Source organism: Bradyrhizobium sp. OAE829 (assembly GCF_040546575.1).
Taxonomy (GTDB): Bacteria; Pseudomonadota; Alphaproteobacteria; order Rhizobiales; family Xanthobacteraceae; genus Bradyrhizobium.
The window spans coordinates 2,672,151-2,688,186 of the sequence record NZ_JBEPOE010000001.1; the positions used below are offsets into that span (position 1 = coordinate 2,672,151).

At 59.7% G+C, this 16,036-nt stretch carries 14 protein-coding genes and 1 pseudogene; 6 read left to right on the top strand and 9 right to left on the bottom strand.

Going from position 1 to position 16,036, the window contains the following annotated elements; genetic code table 11:
- Positions 1–243: 243 nt before the first annotated feature.
- From ABIE49_RS12980 to ABIE49_RS12990, 3 genes are all read right to left on the bottom strand, one after another.
- Positions 244–1,977, bottom strand: a complete 1,734-nt coding sequence (locus ABIE49_RS12980; protein ID WP_192737475.1) for a peptidoglycan-binding protein — start codon at positions 1,975–1,977, stop codon at positions 244–246.
- 285 nt (positions 1,978–2,262) lie between these two features.
- Complete coding sequence (locus ABIE49_RS12985; protein ID WP_192737476.1) at positions 2,263–2,661, bottom strand: hypothetical protein; 399 nt, start codon at positions 2,659–2,661, stop codon at positions 2,263–2,265.
- A 248-nt stretch (positions 2,662–2,909) separates the two neighbouring features.
- On the bottom strand, positions 2,910–3,245 hold the full coding sequence (locus ABIE49_RS12990) for a DUF1236 domain-containing protein (RefSeq protein WP_192737477.1): 336 nt from the start codon (positions 3,243–3,245) through the stop codon (positions 2,910–2,912).
- Between the two features lie 275 nt (positions 3,246–3,520).
- On the opposite strand from ABIE49_RS12990, the gene ABIE49_RS12995 reads away from it, so the two are divergent.
- The 3 genes from ABIE49_RS12995 to ABIE49_RS13005 all read left to right on the top strand — a co-directional run bounded on the left by ABIE49_RS12995 (position 3,521) and on the right by ABIE49_RS13005 (position 6,120).
- Complete coding sequence (locus tag ABIE49_RS12995) at positions 3,521–4,366, top strand: glycosyltransferase (protein WP_354066808.1); 846 nt, start codon at positions 3,521–3,523, stop codon at positions 4,364–4,366.
- Positions 4,367–4,408: 42 nt separating this feature from the next.
- Positions 4,409–5,512 (top strand): glycosyltransferase family 4 protein, encoded by a 1,104-nt coding sequence (locus tag ABIE49_RS13000; RefSeq protein WP_192737479.1) that lies wholly within the window; start codon positions 4,409–4,411, stop codon positions 5,510–5,512.
- Between the two features lie 116 nt (positions 5,513–5,628).
- Entirely contained in the window at positions 5,629–6,120 is a 492-nt protein-coding gene (locus ABIE49_RS13005; protein WP_192737480.1) for a hypothetical protein, read from the top strand.
- 465 nt (positions 6,121–6,585) lie between these two features.
- Here ABIE49_RS13005 and ABIE49_RS13010 read toward each other — a convergent pair whose 3' ends face one another.
- The 4 genes from ABIE49_RS13010 to uvrA all read right to left on the bottom strand — a co-directional run bounded on the left by ABIE49_RS13010 (position 6,586) and on the right by uvrA (position 10,880).
- Complete coding sequence (locus tag ABIE49_RS13010) at positions 6,586–7,053, bottom strand: hypothetical protein (protein WP_192737481.1); 468 nt, start codon at positions 7,051–7,053, stop codon at positions 6,586–6,588.
- Positions 7,054–7,279: 226 nt separating this feature from the next.
- Positions 7,280–7,687 carry a hypothetical protein gene (locus ABIE49_RS13015; protein ID WP_192737482.1) on the bottom strand — a complete coding sequence of 136 codons (408 nt, stop codon included), beginning with the start codon at positions 7,685–7,687 and terminating at the stop codon, positions 7,280–7,282.
- Between the two features lie 169 nt (positions 7,688–7,856).
- On the bottom strand, positions 7,857–8,255 hold the full coding sequence (locus ABIE49_RS13020; RefSeq protein ID WP_192737483.1) for a VOC family protein: 399 nt from the start codon (positions 8,253–8,255) through the stop codon (positions 7,857–7,859).
- A 96-nt stretch (positions 8,256–8,351) separates the two neighbouring features.
- Positions 8,352–10,880, bottom strand: a complete 2,529-nt coding sequence (gene uvrA / locus ABIE49_RS13025) for an excinuclease ABC subunit UvrA (protein ID WP_192737484.1) — start codon at positions 10,878–10,880, stop codon at positions 8,352–8,354.
- A gap of 207 nt (positions 10,881–11,087) precedes the next feature.
- On the opposite strand from uvrA, the gene ABIE49_RS13030 reads away from it, so the two are divergent.
- Positions 11,088–11,624 (top strand): aldo/keto reductase, encoded by a 537-nt coding sequence (locus ABIE49_RS13030; RefSeq protein WP_210337376.1) that lies wholly within the window; start codon positions 11,088–11,090, stop codon positions 11,622–11,624.
- The gene (locus tag ABIE49_RS13035) at positions 11,621–13,396 is read left to right on the top strand and encodes a thiamine pyrophosphate-requiring protein (protein ID WP_192737485.1); all 1,776 of its coding nucleotides are present in this window, start codon (positions 11,621–11,623) and stop codon (positions 13,394–13,396) included. Before ABIE49_RS13030 ends, ABIE49_RS13035 begins: the two co-directional genes overlap by 4 nt.
- Before the next feature lie 86 nt (positions 13,397–13,482).
- On the opposite strand, the gene ABIE49_RS13040 is transcribed toward ABIE49_RS13035, so the two are convergent.
- A complete protein-coding gene (locus tag ABIE49_RS13040; protein ID WP_354067743.1) occupies positions 13,483–13,638 on the bottom strand; it encodes a hypothetical protein in 156 nt (51 codons plus the stop codon).
- Here ABIE49_RS13040 and ABIE49_RS13045 point away from each other — a divergent pair.
- The gene (locus ABIE49_RS13045) at positions 13,615–13,992 is read left to right on the top strand and encodes an MOSC domain-containing protein (RefSeq protein WP_354067474.1); all 378 of its coding nucleotides are present in this window, start codon (positions 13,615–13,617) and stop codon (positions 13,990–13,992) included. The two genes, ABIE49_RS13040 and ABIE49_RS13045, sit on opposite strands and share 24 nt — an antisense overlap.
- Positions 13,993–14,012: 20 nt before the next feature.
- Here ABIE49_RS13045 and ABIE49_RS13050 read toward each other — a convergent pair.
- Positions 14,013–16,024 (bottom strand): annotated as a pseudogene (locus ABIE49_RS13050) (NAD(+) synthase).
- Positions 16,025–16,036: the final 12 nt, after the last annotated feature.

Here is a 16,036-nt window from a genome sequence, read left to right on the forward strand (position 1 = left end):
CGGATACGAACGGGTTCGCTCGTCAGATAGCCCCACTCCCAAACGCTCGTTGACTTTTTTGTACTAGCATTGCATTCGCCTTCTCTCGCATCGGATGCATAGCACCTCCGAAACGTTACCGGCGAAAGGTGTCGTCCGCGCGCACGCCTCCTTCTCGCGTGTCAATGAGGCAAGACTTGCGAATTGAACGCCGCCCTCGTAGCAGGAAAGGAGCCCCGCGAATGCGGGGCTCCCAAGGTTGCTCTACCTGCTGGGCGTGTTGCCCTGCGTCGCCTGACCTGGTGACGAACCCGTGCCCTGCATTTGTCCGGAGGACGGGTTCTGGTTCACCGTCGGCTGATTTCCGCTCTGCATCTGCGGGGCAGCCTGTCCCGTCGTGTTCGGCTGATTTGGAGCGGTGCTCCGGCCCGTCGTCGTTGACGGCTGGTTCTGCTGAGCGGGTGTAGTGGCCGCTTGGCCAGGGTTATGGTTGGGCGCTTGGCCTGTCGCGTTCTGCTGGCTCGGCTGCTGCTGGCCCGTCTGAACCTGGCCAGTGCCGGCCTGTCCCTGACCGCTCGTTGACGTCTGAGCGCCTGTCGTCGACGACTGCGACTGGCCAATGCTCTGGTTCGCCTGCTGGCTCAGCCGGCCGGACACGCCAAGCGACGACACCGTGCGGGCGTCGATACTGCCAGTTACCTGAATGCCCTGCTGCCGCTGGAACACGCTGATGGCCTCGCGGGTCTGCGTACCCAGGATGCCGTCGGCTTCGCCGCGTAGAAGGCCACGCTCGATCAACACACGTTGCACGACCCGGATGTCGTCGGGCGGAAGGTCGACCACGGCGACGCTGGCACTGCTGCCTTGACCGCCTCCGCCGCCGCTAAAACGCGTCCGCGGGCCGGCGGGGACCACGTCAACAATGCGCCGGTCACGGTCGACGAACACGACTTCATCCTCCACGACGAAGAAACTGTAGTCGCGGTACGCAGGGAACACATCGATCAGCGCCGGATAGGTCGAGACCGATACGACCGAGATGCTCGAAGGCAATGCTACGCCGGTGTGGACCTGGAAGTTGATGGAGTTCGCGTTGACGCGCGGGGCGTTGCTCGCCTGAAGCACCGACTGCTGTAGCGTTGTCTGCTGCTGCGCGGTCAAGTTGGTGCGGGTCTGGCTGGCGGCCGTCGTCTGGCCCTGCCCAGGCGCTGCGGCCTGGCCTTGCGCTGGTGGTGGTGTCTGAGCCTGCGGGGGCGCGGCGGCTGGACCCGGCGCAGGCGCGTTGGTTTGGCCCTGCGTCACATTCTGGCCGGTGCCCGAGCTCGAGTTTCGATCCTGGGCGTTCTGGCCCGATCCGCTCTGGTTCTCACGAGACGGCTGCTGGGCCTGCTTGCTATCGGCATTGCCCTTGTCACGGGTCCGATCCTCCGATCGCCGCGTATCGTCGCGGTCGGATCGTCCTTGACCCACCGCCTGGTCCTTCTGACCCTGCTGCTGTGCCCGATCCTTGCTGGTGTCGCGCTGTTCCTTGCTGGACTCCTGCGAGCGGCGCGCATCGTCGCGGTCGGATCGTCCCTGACCCACCGCTTGGTCCTTCTGACCCTGCTGCTGTGCCCGATCCTTGCTGGAGTCGCGCTGCTCCTTGCCGGACTCCTGCGAGTGCCGCGCATCGTCGCGATCGGATCGTCCTTGACCCACCGTTTGACCCTTGTTGCTGCTGTCGCGCGGGCCCTCGGCGCGACCACGGTCACGCATGCCAGGCTCATCGCGTTGCGCGCGTCCAGACTCCTCGGCCCGGCTACCTTCGCGGGATTCCGTCGCACGACCCTGCGTCATGCCTTCACTGCGCGAAGCACCGGGCGAACTCTGCGACATTCCCTTTTCGCCGCCTGCGCCGCCGCCGGCCCCGCCAATCGGACCTTGCGCGGACGCAAGGCTTGCGCCAGCGAGCAACGCCGCCGTCGTAATCAGAAATCTGCTCTTCATTCTGTTCGTCATCTACTCCTCCTCGTGAGTTGCTCGCTTGCTCTTCAACCGAAGAGAATGAAGCGTCGGACAGACCGACGTGCTTCAAGAAGCGAGAGTGCGTCCGAAGAAACCGGGTGGAGATGCGATCGTTCCGTCGGTGACAGGCTTTGAAACTCCATGCCGCGACGCACCTATGTAATGCGCTCATGGCCATGACCCCACGGTTCCAGCGTTAAATTGTCATCGCTCGTAGAAGCCCGGAAACCAAGGCTCGGCGCTAGTGAGCGCGCGCCGAGCCTAGCGTTACGAGCCTGTTCACCAGCGGTGGCGATGATAGATACGCCGCGGATAAGCGCCGCCGTAGTAGGCGAACGCCGGTCGAACAACTCGGCGGTAGCGATAGCCGTAATAGGCCGGCGAGTACCCGTTATAATAGGTGGTTGTATAGGCACCCCACGGATAAGGACCGTGGCCATAACCGTCGTAATAGGCCGGCGCGTAGCCGCCAGCGTACGGATAGCCGTAGTACCCATAGCCTGGCCCATAGGCGTAGGCGCTGGAAGCCAAGCCACCGATGATGGCAGCGCCAATGAGGCCGCCGGCGATTCCAGGACCCCAGCTACCACGCCACCGTGCTTCAGCTGGTGACGGCGACGCCACAGCAGTGACGCCAATGGTGACGGCCGCAGCTAGTGCCAATGCAGTCTTCTTCATGGTCGTCTCCTTCCTGGTTTCTTGAAGCGTTCAACCGCCGCAGGAAGGTGTGGGTTCCTCACGAAACCTCACTCGAACGAATGGCTCTCGAATTTAATCTTGATGAACGGCCGTGCAGCGCAGCCCGCATTCGGAGCCCGACGGCGGCCATACGGGTCCGCACGAGGCACGTCAAGACCACCGCCAATCTTGGCCTCAAATCGAGAACCGCTCGATGGCTGCCTGCTAACGCAGGCAGCCAGATCACGTCAGTCGATTTCCTCCACTACCGCGCGGCTGCCAGGATCCACCAGCAGAACGCGATTGTTCGAATAGACGTAGCGATACTTCGTGAGCGACGGCCCCCAATCGGACGGCACCGGCACCAGTTCGACATCGCTTGGCACGGTCGCGCCGACGGCGATGCGCTCCTTGACCGTAACCGGACGAATCTTGTGTTCGGTCACATAGCTCCTAATCCTGGTACGAGCCTCTGGCTCGATCTGAACCGTGGCACGCGAGGCGCCGGTGGTAACCGTGGTCTGCGCCGTTGCGCCGGTTAACAGCAAAGCGACTGCCGCAGCCGCCAAAATCAATTTCTTCATCGATTTTCTCCAGTCGCTGAATGCGACAAATTACAAAACTGCAGCCATTGCCACTTGTTCCCAGTCGGAAGGTTTGTCGGCTTGCGGCAACCTCGTCTGCGCATGGGGTTTTTTGCGCCACCGAAATCGCGCCGGGATGAACAGACGTTCATCCCGTTTCAATTCCCTAGCACGTCATAGGCGGAGGCAACTTCCGGGCGCCTTCGGAATTATTGCAGTGGGAAAAAGTGTAAAAGGCGCCCGGGAGGGTCGCTCGATCCATCCCCGTGTGCGTTGTGCATGATCCTCAGCCTCTGCCGTTGATCACACATTTCGCCGATCGGGAAATGCCCTGGCTCTGGCAATGTCACGTCGATCTTTCGTCGCCGCATGCGCCGGTCTGGACCTATCTGCGCCAGTTCATCGAGCAGTATAACGGTGCCATCTTCTCGCTCCCCGAATACGGCCAGGACCTTCAGATCGACCAGCAGTTCGTTACCCCATCGATCGATCCGTTTTCCGCGAAGAACCGGGACCTGTCAGATCGGGAGATTCGAGAATTCCTGGGCAACTACAAAATTCCGACAGATCGTCCATTAGTGACGCAGATTTCCAGGTTCGATCGATGGAAAGACCCGATGGGCGTGATTGAGGCCTTCCGAAAAGCCAGAGATCAAGTGGAGTGTACGCTCGTGCTTGTCGGCAACAATGCCACCGACGATCCTGAAGGTGGAGAAATCCTCAAGACGATCAAGAGCGTTGCCGATGAAAGCATCATTGTTCTCGCAGTGGATGATCCAACCTTGGTGAATGCGCTGCAGCGCGCCGCTGCTGTCGTCCTGCAGAAGTCGACCCGCGAAGGCTTCGGCCTTACGGTGACCGAGGCGATGTGGAAGGGCGCCGCCGTCATCGGCGGCGACGTAGGAAGCATCCGGCACCAGATCAAGGACGAATGGAACGGGTTTCTGGTGAGTACGCCCGATCAGGCGGCCGCAAGAATCGTCCAGCTCTTGAAGAACCCGCGGCTCCGCGAGCAAGTCGGTTCGCGGGCGAAAGAAAGCGTGCGGCAGAACTTTCTGATGAGCCGGCTATTAGAGGATTGGCTCGACCTGCTGGCCAAATACGAACGGCCGGTGGTCTGACCGGTTTGGATTCGCGAGTGATACCTAAATGGTGGAAAGCCGATGCGAATTGCCCAGGTAGCGCCTCTGGCCGAAAGTGTTCCTCCCAAGCTCTATGGCGGCTCCGAGCGGGTGGTAGCGTGGCTGGTCGATGAACTGGTAAGCTTGGGGCATGACGTGACGCTGTTCGCCAGCGGGGACTCGAAGACCGCCGCTAAGCTCCATTCCGTTTGGCCTCAGGCCCTACGCCTCGGCCGCCCACGGACGGACCCAATGGTTGCCCAGGCAGCATTGTTGGAAGCGGTAGCCCGCCGCGCGACTGAATTCGATGTCATCCATACGCATATCGACTGGCTGCAACTGCCGCTCCTTAGCCGGCTCGGTGTGCCCTTTTTGATCACCTGCCATGGACGGATGGATTTGCCGGGCTTTCCTGACGTGGTCAGCCTCTTTCCCGACGCGCCGTTCGTTTCGATATCGGATGATCAGCGCGCTCCCCTGAGTGAGGCAAATTGGCTGGGCACGATTTACCACGGTTTGCCGACCGACCTGTTCCGGCCGTCCTTCGAACCCGGCTCCTACCTCGCCTTCCTGGGCCGGCTGACGGCGGAAAAAGGGCCGGAAGCTGCGATCCGGATTGCCCATGCCGCCAAAATGCCGCTTCGTATCGCCGCGAAGGTACCGCGGGGCGAAAGGAAATATTTCAAGGAAAAGCTTGAGCCGCAGATCGACGGGGATCAGGTCCAGCTTATCGGTGAGGTCGATGATGAAAAGAAGCAGCACTTTCTGGGGGGCGCGGCTGCGTTGCTGTTTCCCATCGATTGGCCAGAACCGTTCGGTCTCGTTATGATCGAAGCTATGGCCTGCGGCACGCCCGTCATTGCTTTCAAGTCCGGCTCGGTGCCGGAGGTCATCGACGATGGCATTACCGGCTTTGTCGTATCGGGGGAAGCAGAAGCTCTACAGGCGATTGGCAGGCTTTCCGAACTCGATCGGCGGCAGGTGCGCCGGCAGTTCGAGCAGAGATTTGCCGCAAGGCGAATGGCGCAGGAGTATCTCCGCCACTACGAAGCTTTGGGTAAACCGAATGCCGGCGGGGGTCATGCAGTCATCAGGTCTGCCCTGTTTCAAGATTCGGTGGGTGATCGCCTTCCGGCCCGGAACTGAAAACGCGAATCCAACGGCGCTTGCGATGTCGTCATGGGAGGCTATTACCACTTTTTCCTAGGCCGGAACATTTTTGGAGATCTCCGCGTTCGTCTTCTATCAACGGAGACGCCGTCATGGCATCGAACGCGGGCATTTTCTTCGCAGGGATGGGAACCACTTTCATCATTCTTGGCGCAGGATTTGGCGGCGGGCTCATGATGGCCAAATCGGCGCTGAACCAACCAATTGGGTATCGGAACGTCGCTTCTGTTCCAGAACCGCCATCGGCCGTCCGAACAGTTCTGCCCACCTCAGCCGAGGCAGCGCAGCCGCCGCAGCCACCGCCACAGATTGTCGCCGCGCCGCAACCGCCATCGGAGATACGGCCGGTAAAGGAAGCCGAGCCGCCCGTGGAAAAGCAAGTCGAGAAGATAGCTACCAGAAAGGCTGAAGCGGAGCAGCGGGAGCCTCGCAAGCGATACGCCGAACGCAAAGCAAAGTGGAAAGCAGAAAAAGCTAAGCGCGAGCTGCAGATAGAACAGGCCGAACGGCAGGACGCGCCCATTATGGCCTTTAGTGGCGATGAACGTCGGCAAAGTGCCGGCTTCGGCTTCTTCGGTAACTAGCGACAAATCGTGCTGGGATCTTTTATGTCAGGAAGTGTTCTGAAAACCGCCAGCGAACCCGTTAATCGACGTGGCCCAGCGGGAGCCGCAATACAGCATGGCATTCTCACTCGGGAGTTGCCCGGTTTACTCGGCTTGAGAAGGAAACTGAAACTGAGTGCCGGAGAATGCGAAGACGATCATGGATAGCTGCCTCGTCAGGCGCGACCAGTTTAACATTTCCCCGCAAGGAATTATCCACGAGCCAACGGATGCGGCCTTTACGCCATGCCCCGGCGACCCGTATTCGGGGATCTTACGTATGGGTCGACTCGGCAGCAAGCAGCCAGATGGAAGTAACTTCAACTCCGATGACGTAGAGAGAATTATGAGGGAACTCTGGGCCGAGTATATTGCTGGCAATCCGCAATTATTCAGACGTAATATTCAAGCTTTTTCTAGTGCCGAAAATGGCCACCGGCGGGGCTAACCTCGCAGGGTGTGACTTATCCGTGTAACCACCCCGTCCCAGCCGCGCTTCTCTACGGCTGGGTAGTTGATCATCACGCAGTTCATGACCCTGTCGCCGCGATTGCAACGGTTATACCAGATCCGATCATTGCGAATGCTGGAAACCACAAAAAAGTAAGGCGTAATCCGTTTGTAAATGATGCCGGCCGGCGGCCGCTTCTTGGCCAGGAATTCGGCAGGAGAATCACTCGAAGGGTTCGGAATGGACTGGACTGTGAGATCGGCCCGATTGTCATCAGTGAAAAAACGCCGCCCCGCTCCGCTTTCCGCACGTCCACCATCCCGACTGAAGATCGATATCGGCATATCGATGCTGGCTCCCGTGGTCGGGATTACATAGCGGCGCCATTCCGTGCCGCCAGCATCGGCAATTGCTGGAGCGAACGTCAATGCCGTGGCAATGATCAAGTACGGCAAACGCATTATGCGATCTCCCTTCCGATGCATTCCAAATTCCTTTCGCGTGCGCCCCGCCCTCACTTCCTTAGCAAGGAAATTGCGCCCATGAGCCACATTTCGGCCGGGTCCCCACCAACACGTCATGGTTACCAAGAGTTCCTAATTCGATATTGCAAACGCGTTCGTGCCTTGCGAACGTTAATCGATGGCCTCGCGCTCGCGTCGACGGCCCCGAGCCAAACCGTACCGACTATGACGCCTTGAATGAATGGCGTGCGTCATTGGAGGAGGGCCGGCGACGCTTTCGGCGCTGCTGGCGACGGCGTTCGCTTCCCGAGATGGCTAGAAGAGCGGGCTGTGCAGCCGGCGCACCCGGCGCGGCAACCTGCGGGTCAACGGCGGCTTCGGATTGCGCCTCCATTCGCGCGAGAACGGTCCGCCCCGCGTCGGTGATCTGCCAGCCACCGTCGCGCCGTTCGACCAGACCTTGGCCGAATATTTCGAGCCCGGGTACACGAGCCGCCAGCTTTGTGGTGCGTTCCGACCACTCCCGTCCGCTGGTGACGAGGATGGCCACGTCACGTTTGAGCTCCGACAAGCTTGCAAAGCCGTCGGGATAGCTCACCAGCACTTTCAGAACTGTCACCTGGAAGTTCACCGTCAGCCCACGCGGGTACGCGGGCCGTCCCACCAGCCCATCCGCCACAGATTGCCGCTTTATCCCGCCTGTGCGCAAGACCATTACGGCTATAGATCGGTCCAGGTCGGCTTGCGTACATAGGAACCAAAGCAGGCAGGTGGAGAAGCGCGGGGGAAAGCAAGCGAGACTAAGCTATCGCGTCGAAGCATTCACGGGCTGTGTAGGTCACGGCTTCGATCTTATTGCCGTCGGGATCGCGCACGAACGCCGCATAATAGTTGGCATTGTAGTTGGCGCGAATGCCTGGCGCGCCCTCGTCCTGCCCACCCCGTTCCAGCGCCATAGCATGAAAGCGCCGGACCGTTTCTCGGTCAGGTGCCTGAAAGGCGACATGGACGCCGTTACCGGGCGAAGCGAGGTTACCGTCGACCGGCGTTTCAAGACTAAAGACGATATCGGATGCCCCGTAATGGGCGGCAGTGGCCGATGCCTTCAATACCCGAAAGCCGATCAGCGACATGAGCTGGTCGTAGAATGCCCGCGCCTTTGCGATGTCGTTGGAACCAAGCGAGACGTGATGAATCATGGGGCTTCGTCATTCTCCAAATCACGGCGGACCGATATCGCCCGAGGACCTGCCAATTGGCCGGTCCTAAAAACTTGCACCCGCCTTGGCACCTCGTCAAATAGAAGCGGCAAGGTATTCCGCCGTTCGGCTCTGCGTTTCTGATGCGACCTGCTTGGGCGGTCCTGAAGCCACTATGCGGCCGCCCTCGTCGCCTGCTCCAGGCCCAATGTCGATGATCCAGTCGCTGGCCGCGGCGACGGTCATGTCATGTTCGACGACGACGACCGTGTTGCCGCTTTCGACGAGGCTGTGCAGCTGTTTCATCAACTTCGCTACGTCCGACGGGTGCAGCCCCGTCGTCGGTTCATCGAGCACGTAAAGCGTTTCGCCTCGTTGCGCGCGCTGGAGCTCGGTGGCAAGCTTGACGCGTTGGGCCTCCCCACCGGACAGTTCCGTGGCGGATTGCCCCAATCGGATGTATCCCAGACCGACTTCACGAAGCACACCAAGGGATCGGCGCAGGGCATCCTCGTCCGCAAAGAATCCGAACGCTTCATCGACCGTCATGGCCAACACATCCGCGATAGACCTGTCCCGGATCTTGATCTCCAAGGTCTTGGCATTGTAGCGCCCCCCCTTACATGTCGGACAGGGCGCATACACGCTGGGCAGGAAGAGCAGTTCGACGCAAACGAACCCTTCGCCCTGGCATGTCTCACAACGGCCCTTTGCCACGTTGAAAGAGAACCTGCCCGCGTCGTATCGTCTGGCGCGCGCCTGCTTGGTGGCGGCGAAGAGCTTGCGGACATGGTCGAGGAGACCGGTGTAGGTCGCCAGATTTGACCGCGGCGTGCGACCGATCGGCTTTTGGTCAACAACCACCAGCCGTTTAATTTTCTCCAGACCGCCGATGATCTCGCCGCCTAATGTCTCCACCATCGCTTCTAGTCGATCATCCTCATCCGGCGGCTCACTGCGTTGATCCAATTTGTCGCCGACGGTCTCGACGAGGAATTGACTGATAAGGCTCGACTTGCCCGACCCGGAAATGCCCGTGACGCTCGTGAAGACGCCCAAGGGAATATTCGCATTCAGATGATCCAGATTGTTGCGTGTCACTCCGCGGAGCTTAAGCCAGCCGCGAGGCTCGCGTGGCATCTTAGCAATCCTGTCGGCTTGGCCGAAAAGGTAGGGCCGCGTACGGGACTCCCGCATGTCCGCGAGGCCGGCCAGCGGGCCACTGTACATGATCTGGCCGCCCTGCGCACCGGCGTCTGGACCGACGTCGACAATCCAGTCCGCGCGCCGCACGACGTCGAGTTCGTGCTCGACGACGAATAACGAATTTCCGGACGACTTCAGGCGCTCCAGGGCGCGCAACAGGGCCTCGGTGTCCGCCGGATGCAACCCTGCCGACGGCTCGTCCAAAACATACACGACACCGAACAAATTGGATCGGACTTGCGTGGCCAGCCGAAGCCGCTGCAACTCTCCCGGCGACAACGTCGGCGTGCTGCGCTCGGGAGTCAGATAGCCGAGACCCAGATCGAGCAGTACTTCCAGACGTGCAGATATGTCTTCGGTTATCCGTTGTACGACAAGAGCCTTCTCAGGATGCTCGGCCAAGTTCATTTTTCGGCTGCCGAGACCCCGGCCGAGCACTTCGCGCAGCTGTTTGAGCGGCAGTCGCGAAATTTCGGCGATGTCCTTTCCCGCGAAGGTCACTGAGAGAGGCTCGGGTTTAAGCCGCTTGCCTTTGCAGACCGGGCAGTCCGAGCTTGAGAGAAACTTCGCCACCCGTCGCTTCATCATCGCGCTTTGCGTCGTGGCAAAGGTCTGCAGCACGTATTTTCGAGCACCGGTAAAGGTGCCCTGATAACTGGGCTCCTCCTTCCGTTTCAGTGCCCGCCTGGTCTCCGCCGCCGTGTATCCGGCGTAGACCGGCACGGTTGGCTGTTCGTCGGTGAACAGGATCCAGTCCCGATCCTTCTTCGGTAGTTCCCGCCACGGCTTGTCCACGTCGTAACCGAGCGTCACCAGAATGTCCCTCAGGTTTTGGCCCTGCCAGGCACTCGGCCATGCCGCGATGGCCCGCTCGCGAATGGTCAACCGGTCGTCTGGCACCAGCGAATGCTCGTCAACCTCATGCACACGACCGATGCCGTGACAATTCGGACAGGCGCCCTCGGGGGTATTAGGTGAAAACGATTCTGCGTAAAGAAGCGGCTGATTTCGGGGATAGTCTCCAGCGCGCGAGTAAAGCATCCGCAGCAGATTGGATAACGTCGTCACGCTTCCGACCGATGATCTGGTGGTCGGCGAGCCGCGTTGCTGCTGCAAGGCCACAGCCGGTGGCAACCCTTCAACCGAATCCACCTCGGGCACCGCCATCTGATGGAAAAGGCGCCGGGCGTACGGCGAGACGGATTCGAGGTAGCGCCGCTGAGCTTCGGCATACAGCGTCCCGAACGCGAGCGACGACTTTCCCGATCCGGACACGCCGGTGAAGACAACAAGGGCATTGCGGGGAACCTCAAGCGAGACGTTCTTGAGGTTATGCTCGCGGGCTCCGCGGACTTGCACGAAGCCGCCGTCGACTTCCGTGTCACGTCTGGCCCTGCTGCCGACCAGCGACTTTTCCATCCAGACCTCCTTGCCGCGCGCAAACGGCCGCGGCGGTTTGGATAAGGAAAGTCTTCGTGGAATGACCGGTTCCCGCAGGGGTCGGCCCGCAACCGGGTATGCCCAACGCAGCGGCGTCTTCAGAAGGGCGGTTTTAGAATTCGCGCTATGGAACCCGTCCGTTAGAGCGCTGTTTTGTTCGGACGAGGAAAGTATTGAGCATTTCTCATGAGTAATCTCGCGCGGCAACCGAAATTTCGCTTCGGACTGGGGGGAGCCTCCCTCGGCAACGAGTTCAACAAGCATACCGACAAGGGCGCCGGGGCGACCCTCGAAGCTGCTAGGGCAGTGGGAATGCGGTATTTCGACGTAGGTCGCTGGTATGGCTTTGGATTGTCTGAGCGTCGCTTCGGTCATTTCCTGCACAATCAAAAGCGCGAGGATTACTTACTTTCCTCCAAAGTGGGAAAGCTCTTCGAGGCTTCGAAGAACCAAAATTCCGACGACCGCGATCGAAAAGCGCGACAGACTCAGGGCAGTCGCCGCCCGGTACGGCGTCGATCTACGCAGCGCTGCGTTTCAGTTCTCGGCGGCGGCGGATATCGCGGTCGCTTTGGTCGTGGGGACGCGAAGCGCGGAGCAGATTCAGTAAGACTACAACTCGCTAAAGGCCAAGATTCCTTCCGATGTCTGGGCAGAACTCAAACAGCAAGGCCTGATCGAGCCCGGCGCATCGCTTCCCGCCAGTCCGGAGTTGTGAGATGAAAGTCGGTGATTTCGTCGTCGAGCGGCTGCATGCTTGGGGCGTTCGGCGCATCTACGGTTATCCCGGTGATGGCATCAACGGTGTGATCGGGGCGCTTCAACGAGCCGACAAGATCGAATTTGTTCAGGTCCGCCACGAAGAAATGGCGGCTTTCATGGCTGTCGCCCACGCCAAGTTCAGCGGTGAGCTCGGTGTCTGCCTGTCAACCGGCGGCCCCGGCGCTACGCACTTGCTCACGGGCCTGTACGACGCCAAACTGGACCACGCGCCCATTCTGGCGATTTGCGGACAGGCTGAGGCCACGGTCCGGGGGGCCAACTACCAACAAGAACTCAACCTGGACCGCATGTTTTCGGATGCGGCCCTTTTCGCACAAGAAGCCTCTGCACCGGCCCAGGTGCGGCATCTGATCGATCGATGCGTCAGGGTAGCGAGAGCATCAAACGGCCCCACCGTCCTGGTCCTGCCGAAAGATCTTCAGAATGAGGATTACGAAGAGCCCGCTGTCGCCCACGGATTCACCCGTTCGGGCATCGGTTACAGCAAGCCGAAGATCGTGCCGGAAGAGGCCGATCTCGCCAAGGCAGCGGAAGTCCTGAACGCTGGCAGCAAGGTTGCGATCCTGATAGGTGCCGGCGCTCGTGGAACGGCGCCTCATCTGACGGAAATGGCGACACGCTTGGGCGCAGGCGTCGCAAAAGCGCTGCTGGGAAAAGATGTGCTCTCCGATGACCTCCCCTTCGTCACCGGCGCAATCGGGCTCCTGGGCACCGAGCCGAGTTGGGACCTGATGCAAGGTTGCGACACCCTCCTGTTGGTGGGAACCGGCTTCCCTTGGTCCGAATTTCTGCCCAAGGACGGCGCCGCACGCGCCGTGCAGATTGATATCGATGCCTCGATGCTTTCGTTGCGGTATCCTGCAGAAGTCAATCTGCACGGCGATGCCGCCGATACATTGGAGGCACTACTTCCTCTGATCCGACGCAAGGACGACCGCGACTGGTCGAAAAAGGTCGAATCCAACGTGGGCGCATGGTGGAAGAAGCTGGAAGGGCGCGCGATGGCGAAGGCCGATCCAGTAAACCCGCAGCGCGTGATCTGGGAAATGTCGCCCCTGCTGCCGGCAAACGCGATCATTACCTGCGACAGCGGATCCTGCGCCAACTGGTTTGCCCGAGACTATCGGGTGAAGCAGGGTCAAGCAGCATCGCTCTCGGGCGGCCTGGCGTCGATGGGCGCGGCCGTGCCATACGCCATCGGCGCCAAGTTCGCCCATCCTGACCGACCGGTGATCGCGCTCGTCGGGGATGGTGCCATGCAGATGAACAACATGGCCGAACTCATCACGGTCCAGAAATATTGGAAGGGCTGGGTGGATCCGCGCTGGATTGTATGTGTATTCAACAATCAGGATCTCAACGAGGTTACTTGGGAACAGCGCGTGATGGAAGGCAATCCAAAATTCAATGCCTCACAGGACATTCCCGACTTCGCTTACGCCAGATTCGGCGAGATGCTCGGATTCAAGGGCATCTACGTGGACTCTCCTGATCACCTGGGTTTGGCCTGGCAAGAAAGCCTCACGAGCGATCGGCCGGTCGTGATCGAAGTCAAAACCGACCCTGAAGTCGTACCTCTGCCGCCACACCTGACGCTCACGCAGGCGCGGGGATTCATGTCGTCGATTGCTAAAGGCGACGACGAAGCCGGCCACATCATCAGTGAAACGGCAAAGCAAGTCGTCGGCGGCCTCTTCGGCAAGCAGGAATGACGAATGTCTAGCGACTCGACCTCCATGAGAACATGACCCATTCAATTATAAGTACGGTCCTAAGGGGCACCGTCGTTGCCGTAGCGTCAAAGGCAAAACACGAATTTAGCAAACGCACCAGACAGGCCATAACGCTTGTCGAGGACTATGGCGTGGAAGGCGACGCCCACGCCGGCCGCTTTATGCAGCATCGCTATCTGGCTAGAAAGATGCCGATTATGCCCAACAACAGGCAAGTTCATTTAATAGCTTCCGAACTGTTCACCGAGCTGGGCTCGAGCGGCTTCAACGTCGCGCCCGGTGACCTCGGCGAAAACATAACTACTGCAGGACTGGATCTTACTAAACTCCCGCTCGGCACTCGACTACGACTAGGGCATTCAGCGGTTGTCGAGCTCACGGGGCTTCGGACACCGTGTTCCCTGATCGACCGATTTCAGAAGGGATTGAAGCGAGCTATGATCATGAAGCACCAACAGCCCATGTTCAGATGCGGCGTGCTCGGCGTGGCAAAGGCGCCTGGAGAGATTGCACCGGGCGATCCCATAATTGTCGAGCTTCCCTCGTCCAGCCTAAAGCCGCTTCCCGCGCTTTAACTGCGTCCGAGAACAGACGTTTACGTTGGAACGTTGCGCTCAAGATCTTCGAGCCATGCAGCCGCATTCCCGTCGGAAGGAGCCCGCCAATCGCCTCTAGGTGATAACGAACCGCCTGCAGAAACCTTCGGACCATTTGGCATCGCAGATCGTTTGAACTGGCTGAACGCAAAGAACCGTCTGAGAAACACTTCCAGCCACTTTCGGATGGCTACCAGATCATAGTCATGCCGCTGATCGGCCGGCACACCGGACGGCCAATCGCCCTTTGCATCAACGTGCCAGGCGTGCATCGCCAGGAATGCGATCTTGGACGGACGGAACCCTAACCGCAGGGTGTAATACAGATTGAAATCTTGCAGCGCGTAGGGGCCGATTGCGGCCTCTGTGCTTTGCGGTCTCTGGCCTTCCCCTACTGGAACAAGTTCAGGCGAAATCTCCGCTGCCAGAATAGCGCGCAAGGTCTGCGAGACGTCGTCGCTGAATTGCCGCGACGAGATGACCCACCGGATCAAATGTTGAATCAACGTCTTCGGGACGCCGGAGTTTACGTTGTAGTGGGCCATTTGATCCCCTACTCCGTAAGTACACCATCCGAGAGCCAATTCCGAAAGATCGCCCGTGCCAATGACGAGGCCCCCGTGATGGTTTGCCAGACGGAACAGGTAATCAGTCCGCAATCCCGCCTGCACGTTCTCGAACGTGATGTCATAAACGGGCTCGCCTTTACCGAAGGGGTGGCCCATGTCCTTGAGCATCTGCGTCGCAGACGGCCGAATATCCAGTTCTTGGGAACTGACCTCAAGCGCTCGCATCAAGGCCCACGCCTGGCTCTTGCTTTGTGTCCCCGTATGTTGGTCCGTGGGCGACCCAGAAGATCCATCGCCTTCGCCGCTACGATCAGCGCGTGCGTGGAATCCAGCCCGCCGGATACGCCGATCACCACCCGCTGCGATCCGATCGCGCGTAGACGCTGCACAAGTCCGGCGACTTGAATGTTGTATGCTTCATAGCAATCCTGCTCGAGCCTGCTCTCATCGCTGGGCACAAACGGGAAGCGTTCCACCGTCCGAGCGAGCCCGATATTCTCTTCGGGCGGATTCACCGAGAACTGTATACGCCGGAATGGAGTTCGCTTCCTTGAATTCAAGCGGTTGTCATGAAACGTGCCCATGGCCGCGCGCTCTTGCCGCAGGAGGTCTAGGTCAATATCGGCGACCGTGATTTGTCCGTCCTGCCTGAAGCGCTCGCCTTCAGCTAAAAGGGTGCCGTTCTCGAAAATGGACGTCTGACCGTCCCACGCCAAGTCTGTCGTGGATTCTCCCGCACCCCCGGCCGCGTACACGTAGGCCGCAAGACAACGGGCTGAAGTCGATTGACACAAGAGTGCGCGGGAGCGAGCGCGACCTATCGTAATAGGGCTTCCGGAAAGATTGAGGAGTACGGTAGCGCCTTCGAGCGCAAGTTCGGATCCCGGGGTGACGGGTATCCACATGTCCTCACAAATTTCGATCCCGATGACCAGACCCGGCACGTCATTAGCTTCGAACGTCAGATCGGTACCGAAGGGTGCGCGTATCGTGTCGATCAAAATTTCGAGACCGACAATGTCCTTCCCCGATCCGAAGTGACGAGCTTCATAGAACTCGCGATAGGTCGGCAGGTAGGTTTTTGGCACGACGCCGAGGACCCGCCCGCGATGGACTACGACAGCGCAGTTGTAAATTCGACTGCCCTGCCGAAGCGGTGCGCCCACGACCAAGACCGACATAAACCTAGTCGACGCCTCCACGACGGCGGTCAGCCCACGCACGACCGCATCGAGAAGCGCATCCTGCAGCAAAAGATCTTCAATGGCATATCCCGAAAGGCACAACTCGGGGAATACCGCTACAGCGACCGATTTCTCGTGGCACGCTCTCGCAGCATCCATTATCGCGGTCGCATTTGCGCTCGGATCGGCCACATTGGAGGCAATCGTACAGGCCGCAACCCGCGCGAAGCCGTGACTGTAGATTGAATGAAAGTTCATTTTACGGCCCAT